The organism is Sphingomonas aerolata, from assembly GCF_023935825.1.
Taxonomy (GTDB): domain Bacteria; phylum Pseudomonadota; class Alphaproteobacteria; order Sphingomonadales; family Sphingomonadaceae; genus Sphingomonas; species Sphingomonas aerolata.
The window spans coordinates 358,947-371,601 of sequence record NZ_CP098762.1 but is presented as its reverse complement, the minus strand read 5'-3'; the positions used below and the strand labels follow the sequence as shown (position 1 = coordinate 371,601).

General features: G+C 68.3%; 12 protein-coding genes. 4 read left to right on the top strand and 8 right to left on the bottom strand.

Annotation, left to right across the window (positions count from 1 at the left end; genetic code table 11):
* Positions 1–79: 79 nt before the first annotated feature.
* Positions 80–535 carry a peptidylprolyl isomerase gene (locus NEF64_RS01740; protein WP_056406711.1) on the bottom strand — a complete coding sequence of 152 codons (456 nt, stop codon included), beginning with the start codon at positions 533–535 and terminating at the stop codon, positions 80–82.
* Positions 536–644: 109 nt separating this feature from the next.
* On the opposite strand from NEF64_RS01740, the gene mgtE reads away from it, so the two are divergent.
* Positions 645–2,054: a magnesium transporter gene (mgtE, locus tag NEF64_RS01735; RefSeq protein WP_031440994.1), complete on the top strand. Its 1,410-nt coding sequence runs from the start codon at positions 645–647 to the stop codon at positions 2,052–2,054.
* A gap of 43 nt (positions 2,055–2,097) precedes the next feature.
* A complete protein-coding gene (locus NEF64_RS01730) occupies positions 2,098–2,514 on the top strand; it encodes a DUF1489 family protein (protein ID WP_031396430.1) in 417 nt (138 codons plus the stop codon).
* A gap of 9 nt (positions 2,515–2,523) precedes the next feature.
* Here NEF64_RS01730 and NEF64_RS01725 read toward each other — a convergent pair whose 3' ends face one another.
* The 6 genes from NEF64_RS01725 to NEF64_RS01700 all read right to left on the bottom strand — a co-directional run bounded on the left by NEF64_RS01725 (position 2,524) and on the right by NEF64_RS01700 (position 8,264).
* Complete coding sequence (locus tag NEF64_RS01725) at positions 2,524–3,216, bottom strand: GIN domain-containing protein (protein WP_056406708.1); 693 nt, start codon at positions 3,214–3,216, stop codon at positions 2,524–2,526.
* A gap of 52 nt (positions 3,217–3,268) precedes the next feature.
* Entirely contained in the window at positions 3,269–4,000 is a 732-nt protein-coding gene (locus NEF64_RS01720) for a head GIN domain-containing protein (protein ID WP_056406706.1), read from the bottom strand.
* A gap of 147 nt (positions 4,001–4,147) precedes the next feature.
* On the bottom strand, positions 4,148–4,681 hold the full coding sequence (locus NEF64_RS01715; RefSeq protein ID WP_031393647.1) for a CarD family transcriptional regulator: 534 nt from the start codon (positions 4,679–4,681) through the stop codon (positions 4,148–4,150).
* A 218-nt stretch (positions 4,682–4,899) separates the two neighbouring features.
* On the bottom strand, positions 4,900–5,241 hold the full coding sequence (gene fdxA / locus NEF64_RS01710) for a ferredoxin FdxA (protein WP_031393648.1): 342 nt from the start codon (positions 5,239–5,241) through the stop codon (positions 4,900–4,902).
* A gap of 214 nt (positions 5,242–5,455) precedes the next feature.
* Positions 5,456–5,779, bottom strand: a complete 324-nt coding sequence (locus NEF64_RS01705) for an RNA-binding S4 domain-containing protein (RefSeq protein ID WP_042466606.1) — start codon at positions 5,777–5,779, stop codon at positions 5,456–5,458.
* A complete protein-coding gene (locus tag NEF64_RS01700; protein WP_056406704.1) occupies positions 5,772–8,264 on the bottom strand; it encodes a helicase-related protein in 2,493 nt (830 codons plus the stop codon). Before NEF64_RS01700 ends, NEF64_RS01705 begins: the two co-directional genes overlap by 8 nt.
* Before the next feature lie 242 nt (positions 8,265–8,506).
* Between NEF64_RS01700 and NEF64_RS01695 the strand changes: the two genes are divergently transcribed.
* Positions 8,507–10,036: a M23 family metallopeptidase gene (locus NEF64_RS01695; protein WP_056407394.1), complete on the top strand. Its 1,530-nt coding sequence runs from the start codon at positions 8,507–8,509 to the stop codon at positions 10,034–10,036.
* A 240-nt stretch (positions 10,037–10,276) separates the two neighbouring features.
* The gene (locus NEF64_RS01690; RefSeq protein WP_162235396.1) at positions 10,277–10,888 is read left to right on the top strand and encodes a BLUF domain-containing protein; all 612 of its coding nucleotides are present in this window, start codon (positions 10,277–10,279) and stop codon (positions 10,886–10,888) included.
* Between the two features lie 43 nt (positions 10,889–10,931).
* Here NEF64_RS01690 and NEF64_RS01685 read toward each other — a convergent pair whose 3' ends face one another.
* On the bottom strand, positions 10,932–12,623 hold the full coding sequence (locus tag NEF64_RS01685; protein WP_056406702.1) for an ATP-binding protein: 1,692 nt from the start codon (positions 12,621–12,623) through the stop codon (positions 10,932–10,934).
* Positions 12,624–12,655: the final 32 nt, after the last annotated feature.

Genomic DNA, 12,655 nt, shown 5'->3' with positions numbered 1-12,655 from the left:
CCGTCGAACGGAGCGTTGCTCCGCCGGCCGGCTTCGACTGTCTCCGACGCAGCTTGGCTGCGCCGGTGCAGTCTTCAGCTCAGGCTGCGCGTGCCTTGACGATCTTGCCGGGTGCGCGCGGCGGCTCGCCCTTGGGGAGCGCGTCGATCAGCTCCATGCCGTTGGTGACTTCACCCCAGACGGTGTACTGCTTGTCGAGGAAGCGCGCGTCGTCGAACACGATGAAGAACTGCGAGTTCGCCGTGTCGGGCTGGTTGGTGCGCGCCATCGAGCACACGCCGCGGACATGCGGCTCGGCCGAGAATTCCGCCTTGAGGTTCGGCTTGTCCGAGCCCGACATGCCGGTGCCGGTGGGATCGCCGCCCTGCGCCATGAAGCCCGGGATCACGCGGTGGAACACGACGCCGTCATAGAAGCCGTCATTGGCCAGCTCGACGATGCGCTCGACATGCTTCGGGGCCAGATCGGGGCGCAGCTTGATCGTCACGTCACCGCCGTCGAGGGTCAGCGTCAGCGTTTCGGGGGTATCGGCCATTGGGTCTTCTCCTGAATTGATGCGCGGCAGATAGGGATCCACCCCGCGACTGGCAAATGCATGCGCGGCGCGTTAGGGCCCAAGGCGCACGCTTTTAAGGGAGGCAGCCATGAGCGAACTCGAGCTTCCCGAGGTCGAAACCGAGACCCAGCCCGAAACCCAGCTTGATCGCGACGACCGGTTGCGGCCCGAGTTCGTCCGCGCCGTGCTGGACGCGGTCGAGGACGGCGACAATGCGGCGGCGCGCGCGCTGGTCGAGCCGCTGCACCCTGCCGACATCGCCGATCTGTTCGAGCTGACGCCGCAGGAGGATCGTGCGGCGCTGGCGCGCGCGGTCACCGATCTGCTCGACGGCGACGTGTTCGCCGAGATGAACGATTATGTCCGCGAGGATCTGATCGACGCGCTCGAGCCGCACCAGGTCGCCGACCTTGCCTCCGAACTCGATACCGATGACGCGGTCGCGATCATCGAGGACATGGACGAGGACGAGCAGCGCGCGGTGCTGCGCGCGCTTGATCCCGATGATCGCGCCGCGATCGAAGAGGCGCTGAGCTACCCCGAGGAATCCGCGGGCCGCCTGATGCAGCGCGAGCTGATCGCGGTGCCCGAGCACTGGACCGTCGGCGACGCGATCGATTATTTGCGTGGTCACGAGGAGCTGACGACCGATTTCTGGGAAATCTTTGTCGTCGACCCCGCGCACAAGCCGATCGGCACGTGCCAGCTGTCGTGGATGCTGCGCACGCCGCGCGGGATCGCGATGGCCGACGTGATGAAGCGCGAACAGACGCTGATCCCGGTCGACATGGACCAGGAAGAGGTGGCGCTCCGCTTCCAGAAATATGCGCTGATCTCCGCCGCGGTGGTCGATCATGGCGGCCGGCTGGTCGGCATGATCACCGTCGACGACATCGTCCACATCATTTCCGAAGAGGCGGGCGAGGATACGCTGCGCCTGGCGGGTGCAGGCGACGGCGACATCAACGAGCCGATCCGGCTGACGGTGCGGACGCGCTTCACCTGGCTGGTGGTCAATCTGGGCACTGCGATGGTCGCGTCGTCGGTCGTCGGACTGTTCCAGGGGACGATCGCGAGCTTTGCTTTGCTCGCGGTGCTGATGCCGATCGTATCGGGGATGGGCGGCAATGCCGGGACGCAGACGCTCGCGGTCGTGGTCCGCGCGCTCGCGACCAACCAGCTGACGAGTTCGAACACCAAGCGGATGATCGTCCGCGAATTCCGGATCGCCACGGCCAATGGCGTCATGCTGGGCACGCTGATCGGGCTTGGCACCTATGTGATCTTCCGCAACACCGATCTGTCGATCGTGATCGCGGCGGCGATGCTCACCAACAACATCACCGCAGGGCTTTCCGGCGTGCTGGTCCCGATCACGCTCGACAAGTTCCGGATCGATCCCGCGGTCTCGTCGGCGGTGTTCGTGACGACAATGACCGACACGATGGGGTTCTTCTCGTTCCTCGGCCTTGCCAGCCTGTGGGGGCTGCACGGTTGACGTTCCGGTTGACTGGCGCGGATTAGCGCCCATTTCCAGACGGATGCCGCTTCACCTCACCAAAGTCGCGTTCGGCGCGGACAGCGTCGACCATCTGGCGGAGCGCCTGCGGCTGCGCGGTGAGGAGGGCCCCGTGTTCCTCACCACCCGCTACCTGCCCAAGCGACACGAGGAGGTGGCGGGGCCGGTCGGCGAAGGCGGCTCGATGTACTGGATCCTGAAGCACCAGCTGATCGCGCGGTCGCCGATCCTGGGCTTTGGCGAGGCGGAGGGAGGACGCGTCGCGATCCATATCGACCCCCGATTGGTGCTGGTCCAGGCGCGACCCAAGCGCGCGCATCAGGGGTGGCGGTATCTGGAGGGCGCCGATGCGCCGCTCGATCTCGGCGGCGACGCGACCGGACTCGACATCATGCCGCCCGCGCTGATGACCAAGCTCGCCGAACTCGCGCTGATCTAGCCTGCGCGCTTAGCGGCCACAGATCACCGGGCCAGTGGCGGCGGCGCGGACCGTGCAGGCGGCGGTGCCCGCGACCGTGACCGAGCCGGCCCCGCCGTTCGTCACCTGCGCGGTGCGGCGCGCCGAGGCGCGGGTTTCGCCGACGCCGTCCTGCATGACGACGAGATCATCGACGGCAAGCGCGGTCGCGTCGATCAGCCCCGGGCCACTGACGGTCAGACGCGCCCGCGCACTGCGCCCTGCCAGCGTCATCCGCCCGGTGCCGATGACGGTGGCGTTCAGCTGGTCCGCCTGCGCATCGTTCACCGCAAGGCTGCCCGCACCGCTGACCGCGAGGTCCAGCCGCATCCCCTTCATGCGATCGATCGTCAGCCGCCCTCCTGCCACGACGCTGGCAAAGGCGAGACGCGGGGTGGACAGCGTCACGGTGACCGGACGCTGCGCCCCCGTCTCGGGGCGCTCGCCCCAGCGGCTCGTGCTCCGCCGGACCGACAGCGTCGCGCCGTCGACGCGGATCTCAACCGCCTCGGTCGCGTGCGGATCCCCCGAAACCTTCGCGCCGGGCGATCCCGTGACGAGGCGCACGTCGAACGGACCATCGATCCGGACCCGCTCGAAGCTGCCCACCGATACGCTACGATCGGCCGCGGCCGCGGCGACGGGACAGGCAAACAGGAGCGGCAGGACAAGAAAACGGATCATCGCCCGATCGTTGCCGCTTCGGCGCACCGACGCAAGCCGCGCGCGCAGCGGATCACGGTGCGCAGCGGACCGAGCCGGAGCCCATCTTGGACACGGTGCACCGCGCGGCGCTGCCCAGGTCGACATCGCCCGACCCCATCATGTCGACGGTGGCAGGGCCATCGACGACCGCGCGGACGCTGCCCGAACCGGCAATCTCGACCCGCGCGGACCGGGCCTTGAGCCCGGCTGCGTCGACATCGCCCGAGCCGGCGATCTCGACCGCCAGCGCCCGCGCCGATCCCGCCGCCGAGACGCTGCCCGAGCCCGCGATCGAGACGGCGAGATCGTCGACCTTCACGGCCGCGACGCCCAGGCTGCCGGAGCCCGCGATATCAGCCGCGAATCGCGTTCCCTCGACCCGGTCGACGGTCATGTCGCCCGATCCCGATATCGTCGCCCCCGCCAGCCGCGGCAGCGTGACGAAGACCTTGACCTTGCCCGATCGCCCCCAGCCAAGATCCATATTCTTGCGCCGCCCGATCTCGAGCTTGTCGCCTTCCCGCTCGATCTTCAGCCGGTCGAGCAGTTCGACCGGTCCCTGGGCGCGCACCGAAAAGCCCGTGCCCACGCGGACATCGACGTCACTCGCACCGCGCAGGTCGATCGTGCTGAAATCGCTGACTATATAGGTGCGGGTCGTGCCGGTGCCGCTCGGCGATGCCCCCGCCCCGTCATCGTCCCCCGACCAGCTGAACGAGCAGGCGGCAAGCGGGATGATCAGACCGAGCGCAAGATACTTCATGGCATCCTCCTGTGTATTGCCCAGACAATACACCCTATCAGCGAGAGGCGGAAGCGGAATCCGTGGTGGTCATCGGCCGACGGACCAGAAACGCAAAAGGGCGGCCCCGCGGGACCGCCCTTGCGTCATCGAACGGAGCGCCAGCGGTCAGGCGGGCAGCTTGTCCTTGTTGTAGATCGCGGCGGCGGCGCGGAGGATGTCGAGGATCTTCTCCTGCGCCTTGGGCTCGTCAATCTCTTCCATCGCGGCGAGTTCGCGGGCGAGACGGCTGGTCGCACCTTCGAAGATCTGACGCTCGGAATAGCTCTGCTCGGGCTGGTCGTCGGCGCGGAACAGGTCGCGAACCACTTCGGCGATCGACACGAGGTCGCCCGAATTGATCTTCGCCTCATATTCCTGCGCACGGCGCGACCACATGGTGCGCTTGACCTTGGGCTTGCCCTTGAGCGTGTCCATCGCCTCGCGCATGGTCTTGTCCGAGGACAATTTGCGCATGCCGACGCTTTCGGCCTTGTTGGTCGGAACGCGGAGCGTCATGCGCTCCTTCTCGAAGCGGAGGACGTAAAGTTCGAGCGTCATGCCGGCGATTTCCGAGCGTTGCAGCTCGATCACACGGCCGACTCCGTGCTTTGGGTAAACGACGAAATCACCGACGTCGAAGGACAGTGCCTTGGCAGCCATTGGGGGCCTTTCCGGATCAATGCCTCCACGCGGTGCCACAGCGACGCGTTCGCCGGATTGCACCGTGGAGGAATAGGGTTCGAACATACTCCAGGCGGACGACTTGACATATCGCGCCCGTCACGGACCCAATTACCATCTTTGCAACAAAATTACCAGCCGATCGTGACAGCCCTCGTGCCCCAATCCGCCATAAAGACACGAATTTCGTGCGATTTTCAGTCGCCGGCGCCGGGCTCGGGCGAGAAATACTTGTCGAACTTGCCCTCAACGCCCTTCATCGCGTCCGCGTCGGGGGGCGTCTGGTTGTCGTTGCGGGTGACGTTGGGCCACTGCGCAGAGAAGGTCGTGTTGAGTTCGAGCCACTGCTCCAGCCCGCTCTCGGTGTCGGGCAGGATCGCCTCGGCGGGGCATTCGGGTTCGCACACGCCGCAGTCGATGCACTCGCTGGGATTGATCACCAGCATGTTCTCGCCCTCGTAGAAGCAATCGACCGGGCACACTTCCACGCAATCCATGTACTTGCAGCGGATGCAGGCATCGGTGACGACGTAGGTCATTGCAGAACTCCTGGGCCGGATTCCTTCCCGGCGACGAACGGCCTGCGACTATGCGCGCAGGCCCGTCGCGTCAATCATAGCAAGCCTTCTGCGAGACGTTATCAGGCTTTGCCGCCTCCGACCGCCTCCGCCCAAACCACGCCGTCATCCTGACGAAAGTCAGGATCCAAGGCAATGAGACGCTGTCCTTTGGTATCCTGGATCCTGACTTTCGTCAGGATGACGGGCGGGGTGGTGCGACGTCGTCCGCTTCGGTGCCGGCGGGGGTCTGGCCGGCGATCAGGTCTTGATAGCACGCCTGCGCTTCGGGGGCGGGACCGCGGCGTGTCGGCAGTGCCTCGATGCGGATCACGCGGACGCGGTCGTTGGCGGCGAAGGTGAGGACGTTGCCGATCCGGACGGGACAGTGTGCGCGGTCGATCGCGCGGCCGTCGATTCGCAGATGCCCCTTCTCGGCAATCGCCTGGGCCGCGCTGCGCGTCTTGGCGAGCCGGACGAACCACAGGAACCGATCGATCCGCATCGCGCCTTCACCCATGGCGGACCAGTGCGGCAAGCCCGGCAAACGCGTTCTGCCGCGACGGGTCGATCGGCGTCGCAGGGACCGCGCGCGCGGGCGGGCGGCCGCGCCAGACCCAACGCGGCGTGTCGCCCGCCAGCGCCTTGAAGCCGAGCTCGGCCATCAGCCGCTCGATCGACGCGGGCTCGAGGCCGATCGAGGTCGCGAGCGCCGGGTCGGGCGCGAACGGTGCGCGGCCGGTGCGCGAATCATGCGCGGCGCGGGCGATACGCTCGATCAGGTCGACGCGCACCGCCTGAAGCCCCAGCGGGCGGAACCCGGCCTCGAGCGTCGCGCCATCACTGCCGCGCGCGAGCACGGTCGCCCCGTCGCGCGGCGCGGTGATCACCGTCCCGCGGATGCCAGCGAGGATACGGCGCCAGCGCGCCGGTTCGGGCTTGAGCAGGCGGATGTCGAACAGGTCGAGCGCGCCGATCATGATGCCGATCTTGCGCAACCGCTTGCGCTCGTCGGGATCGACCGCGTCGAGCGCGAGCCGCATCGGCAGGCGGGGGAGGATCCCACCCGCTTCCTCGATCGCGCTGGCGACTGCGCGCAGCGCCGGGGTCGCGTCCGCGTCGCGGCTGAGCGCGGCAAGATCGACGAGCACCGCGAGCCGCCGCTTCAGCATCCCCGCGAGCCAGCGCGACAGGCGCGTCTCGATCCGCTCGCGCGCCGCCTTGTCGAGACAGTCGAGCGCGCGATCGAGGATCAGTTTCGGGCGGGCGAAGGACGGGCCAGCGCCGAGCCGGGCGACCGGATGCCCCGCCCAGACGATCTGCGCCGACTCGTCGAGCGTGATATCCGCGTCCGGCGCATCGACGAGCGACTGGCCGCGCCGCGTGCGTTCGCCCGCCAGCCGCTTCTCGGCGGCGGCGAGCAGCAGGCGCTTGTCGCTGGCGCGCGCGTCGGCGGCGACGGTGAAGCGGAAGCCGTCGAGGCGGCCGATCGGGTGATCCTCGACCATCACCTCGCCCTCCGGACCGATCACGACGGGGAGCGACGCGGCGTCCGCACCAATCTGACGCATCAGCGCGGTCGTACGCTTGTCGACGAACCGCTGCGTCAGGCTGGCATGAAGCGCGTCGGACAGACGCTCTTCGAGCGCGGCGGTGCGCGCGGCCCAGTGCGCGGGCTCGGCGAGCCAGTCGGCCCGCTGCGCGATATACGCCCAGATCCGGGTCGCCGCGATGCGGCCCGCGATCACCGGCACGTCGCCCGCGACGGTGTCGAGCCGCGCGATCTCGTCGGCGAACCATTGGTGCGGGATATGCCCCCGCCCCTCGCTGAGATGCCCGAACACGCGCGAGACAAAGCGCGCATGCGGGTCGAGCCCGACCTTGCGGAAATCGGGGATGCCGCACGCCGCCCAGAGCCGCGCGACCATCTTCGGGTGCCGCGTCCGTTCGCGCACCCAGCCCTCCTCGGCGAGCCGCTTGAGCACGCCGAGGTCGAGCGCCTGGGGGGCGGCACGCAGGACGCCTGCGGGCGGACGCGCCTCGAGGCTGGCGACCAGCGCGTCGATGCTCGCGAAATCGGGTTCGCCCTGCCGCCAGTAGAGATTTTCGAGTCGGGGAAAGCGGTGTTCCTCGATCGCGAGCACCTCTTCGGGCAGGAACGCGCCCGGCCCGTCATCGGACAGCGCGCCGAACGTCCCGTCGCGCTGATGCCGGCCCGCACGGCCGGCGATCTGCGCCATCTCGGCGACGGTCAGGCGACGCTGGCGCTTGCCGTCGAACTTGTTGAGGCTGGCGAAGGCGACATGCGCGACGTCCATGTTGAGGCCCATACCGATCGCGTCGGTGGCGACGAGATAGTCGACCTCGCCCGCCTGGAACATCGCGACCTGCGCGTTGCGGGTCCGGGGTGACAGCGCGCCCATCACCACCGCGGCGCCACCGCGCAGCCGGCGCAGCATCTCGGCGACCGCATAGACCTCCTCGGCCGAGAAGGCGACGATCGCGGACCGCTTGGGCAGGCGGCTGATCTTCTTGGCGCCCGCATAGGTGAGCGTCGAAAAGCGCGGGCGGTTGACGATCTCCGCGCCGGGAACCAGCGCCTTGATCATCGGTCGCAGCGCCTCGGAGCCTAGGATCATCGTCTCCTCGCGTCCGCGGGCACGCAGCAGCCGGTCGGTGAACACATGCCCGCGCTCGGGATCGGCGCCCAGCTGAGCCTCGTCCAGCCCGACGAACGCGACGTCGCGGTCCGGCATCGATTCGGCGGTGCAGAGCAGCCAGCGCGCATCGGGCGGCATGATCTTTTCCTCGCCGGTGACCAGCGCGACGCGGTTCGCACCCTTGATCGCGACCACCCGGTCATAGACCTCGCGCGCGAGCAGGCGCAGCGGGAAGCCGATCATGCCGCTCGAATGCGCGCACATCCGCTCGATCGCGAGGTGCGTCTTGCCTGTGTTGGTCGGCCCCAGGACCGCGGTCACGCCGCCGGACACATCGTCACTCATAGCCCAGAACATCGGGCGTAAGGCCGCGCGGCGCAATGACCGGCAGGACAAGTTCGCCGTATTCCGCGCACGGATTTCCGTCCGCCCCCGCCGCACCACGCCTCGTCGCCACGCGTGGCGGGCGTGCGGCGGGTTAATTTGACTTTAGGACCCTTGCTGCACAGGACTCCGACCCGCGCCGGGGGGAACGGCGAGCCTGGCCGGAAATGTGCGCCAGGAATTTGGGCCACGAGGTGCGCGACGTGTATCTAGGGACGGAGCAGGAACTGGGGCTGGCAGGCGGCATCGACGCCCGAGGTTTCGGGCGCGCCGCCGCCACCGGTTCCGACGCAATTCCCCGGGGCGTCACGCGGTTGCACGACGCCGCAGCACGGATCGACTGGGTGCCCGATCTGGGCAGCGCGATCGGTAGTGCGACGTGGTGGCGCGGCCTCGCGACCTGCACCGCGCTGTGTGCGGCAACCGTCATGCTCGCCCCCGGCTTTCGTCCGCTGACCGGCAGCGTCCCCGCACCGCTGGCCGGTTCGGCACGCGAGCAGGCGCGGGCACTGGCGATCGCGCCGCTCGGCCAGGGCGCGGATACGGGGCGGCGGATGGCGGCGAACGACCTTGTCGTACCGCTCGCGCAGGCCCCCGAACGGCCAAGCGTCGACCTTGCCGCGACACTGGGTCAGGGCGATGCGTTCGACCGGGTCTTGATCCGCGCGGGCGTCAGCCGGCGTGACGCCAGTGCTGCATCGGCGCTGATCGCGCAGACGGTCGATCCCGGCGCGATCCCGGCGGGCACGCGGATCGCGCTGACGCTGGGCCGGCGCGCGGATCGCACGGTAGCCCGCCCACTCGAATCGCTCGCGGTGCGCGCACGGTTCGACCTCGACGTATCACTGCACCGCACCGCAGCGGGTCTGGCGATGACGCGCGCGGCGATCGCGGTCGATCGCACCCCGCTGCGGATCCAGGGGCTCGCCGGATCGAGCCTCTACCGGTCGATGCGCGCCGCCGGTGTCCCCGCCAAGGCGGTCGAGACCTATATCAAGGCGATCGCGACGCGGCTGTCGATCGGTCGCGACGTCAGCGCGACGGACCGTTTCGACCTGATCGTTGCCCGCGAACGCGCCGCGACCGGCGAAACGCGGATCGGCGCGCTGCTGTTCGCCGGGATCGACCAGGGACGGCGCACGCTGCAACTCGTCCGCTTCGCACCGGCCGCTGCGACCAACAACCAGTCGGATCTCGCCACTGCAGAGGGCGAAGACGCCGGTCGCGGCGGCTGGTTCGATGCCAATGGCCAGACCGAACGCCGCGCCGTGTCGGGCATGCCGGTGATCGGCCGCATCACGTCCGGTTTCGGCCTGCGCGTGCATCCGCTGCTCGGCTTCACGCGGATGCACAAGGGACTCGACATCGGGGCGCCGAGGGGCGCGCCAATCCATGCGATGACCGACGGGGTGGTGAGCTTCGCGGGCCGGACCGGCGGCTATGGCAATTTCGTCAAGCTCGTCCACGGCGGCGGTCTGGCGAGCGGCTATGGCCATATGAGCCGGATCGCGGTCGCATCGGGCACGCGCGTACGCCAGGGCCAGGTCATCGGCTATGTCGGCTCGACCGGTATGTCGACGGGGCCGCATCTCCACTGGGAAGTGTGGAGGAACGGCGGCGCGATCAATCCGCGATCGGTATCGCTGGCGAGCGCGGCACGGCTGTCCGGCCCGGCATTGCGCGCGTTCAAGGCGCGGGTCGCCCGCCTGCTCGCGGTCCGCACCGGCACCTAGCGACGCGCGCCGCGCCGTACGTGTCTGCACCCGGCGTCGAGTCCCCGCAGATGGCCGTACCAACTGCGCGCACTATTGATCGATCATCTTTTCAAATTCTCGCAGACTAGGCCGCTGTCGATCCTGATCACGGATGCGGCGCCCATACTAAAGTCCGGTTCGTAGTTCTACGATATTACAGTGCTGTCATGCACCATGCTAGGCGAGATGCACCATCGCTTTACCGGATATGTGACGATCATGCAGACAGGGCTCTCCTCGACCGCGACCGGACGGCTGATCTCGATCCAGGGCTATGTTCCGGGACGCGCGATGCGCCGCGAGCAGGACTGGGCCCTGCGCGGTGCCAGCCGACCGCAACCGCGCCCGACACCCGTCACCGCGATCCGGCCCGCCCGCGCGACGCCCGTGCCGGCCTTGCGGACGGTGCTGTATCTGAGCAAGATCAAGCCCGATATCGCGATGGATCAGCGCGCGCTGATGGACATCGTCAACGATTCCCGCGCGCGCAACGCGCAGGCCGGCATCACCGGTGCGCTGATCATCACCGATCTGCACTTCGTCCAGCTGGTCGAGGGACCGGATCCGGCGATCTCCAATCTGCTCGCGCGGCTGAGCGCCGACCGGCGCCATAGCGACGTGACGATCATCACGGACATGATCGGCCTCGACCGGGGGTTCCGGCGCTTTTCACTGGCCTATTCGGGTCCCGACACGTTCGTCGACCAGCAGCTCATCCCGATGCTCGCCACCCCGAACGGGCCCGGCAAGCCGGAGATCGCATGCCGCCTGATCAACCGGCTGCGGCTGATGGCGGACAACGAGATCACCGAAACCGACTACGCCGCCTAGGCGCCGCCGCGAGTAGCACCCGCCACGACGACCGACAGCCGGCTCACTTGCCCTGCGCGCGCCATTTCAGGATCGTCCGGTCGATGATCTGCTCCTCGCCGCCGACATCGCGCCACAGCGCCGAGAAGAGCGGATCGCTCGAGGCGGGGCGGCGCGTGTCCTCGAGATCGTCGAACGCGACGCGGATCGGGATCGTCACGCCCTCCCCGCAGATAATGGCCTCGCGATTGCGCAGCGCGGGGATGGATTCGAGAAAGCCGCGTGCGCCCTCGGGCATCGCCGCGCGGACAAAGGCCTGATCGCGTTCGTTGTTGAGCCGCATCGCGACGATCGTCCCGCACTGCGACAGGACGCCTTCCGCCAGATCGGACGGGCGCTGCGTGATCAACCCGAGCGAAACGCCGTATTTGCGACCCTCTTTGGCGATCCGTCCGAGGATCCGCCCGACCGAGCTCTCCGCCTGACGATCGTTCGGGATATAGCGATGCGCCTCCTCGCAGACGAGCAGGATCGGTCGCTGCGGCTCGTTGCGCGACCAGATCGCGAAGTCGAACGTCATCCGTGCGAGCATCGCGACGACGACCGCGGTGATGTCCGACGGCACGCCCGACACGTCGATGATCGAGATCGGCCGGCCGTCGCCCGGCAGGCGGAAGATACGCTGGAGAAACGCCGCCATCGTGTCCGCGACGAGCATCCCCGAGAACATGAAGCCATAGCGCGGATCCGCCTTGATCTCGTCGATCTTGCCCTTGAGCCGCAAATAGGGGCTGGTGTCGCCGGCGCGGTCCATCTTGCCCATCTCAAGGCTGATGATGCCGGTCAGGTCGCTGAGCAGATAGGGGATCGGCGCGTCGACCGTCAGCTTGGCGATCGCCTGGCCGAGCCGGCTCTTCGCGCGGGCGGCGAGCAGGCATTTGGCGAGGATGTCCGCATCGAACTGGCGCTGTTCCCCGGTGCTGGTCAGGAAGACCTCGCAATGCTCTTCGAAATTCATCAGCCAATAGGGCATTTGCAGGTTCGACACGTCGTGGATCGCGCCGTTCGTGCCAAAGGCCGCCGCATATTCGCCATGCGGGTCGATCATCACGATATGCCCCTGCGGCGCGAGGTCGCAGATCCGGTGCAGGATCAGCGCGGCAGCGGTCGACTTGCCCGTGCCGGTCGAGCCGACGAGCGCGAAATGCTTGCCGAGCATCGCATCGACATACAGCGCGGCGGGAACGTCGGCGGTCGGATAGACGGTGCCGATCGCGATATTCGCGCGGTCCTCGGCGGCATAGACCTCGCGCAGGTCGCGCGTCGTGACCGCGAACACCTCGCAGCCCGGCATGGGATAGCGCGTCACGCCGCGGCGGAATCCGTACAACGCGCCGGTCGCCCGGTCCTCGTCCCCCTCGCCAAGGAAATCGATATCGCCCGCGATGACGCTGCCCATCGCCGCCTCGAGCGCGAGCGAGCGGACATTGGCGATGATCCATGACGTGCCGACCCGGATCTTGACCTGGCTGCCGACCTGGCCGGCGGCGGCGAGCACCGCGTCGGGGTGCGCGAGCAGCGGCGCGATCGCGGTCCGGTCGAGCAGGACCCGGCTGCTGGCGCCGGCAATCGCGGATATGACGCCAATCGGAGCGTCGCCCTGTCCCCCCGGTGATGCGTCCGGCCCCGCGCCGTCCGCGATCGCCGCGGCGGCAATCGCCCGCTGGAACAGATGGGCGGCGGGCATGTCGGTCATAGGCGGTCGGTCCTCGATCCTCCGGCTTTTGC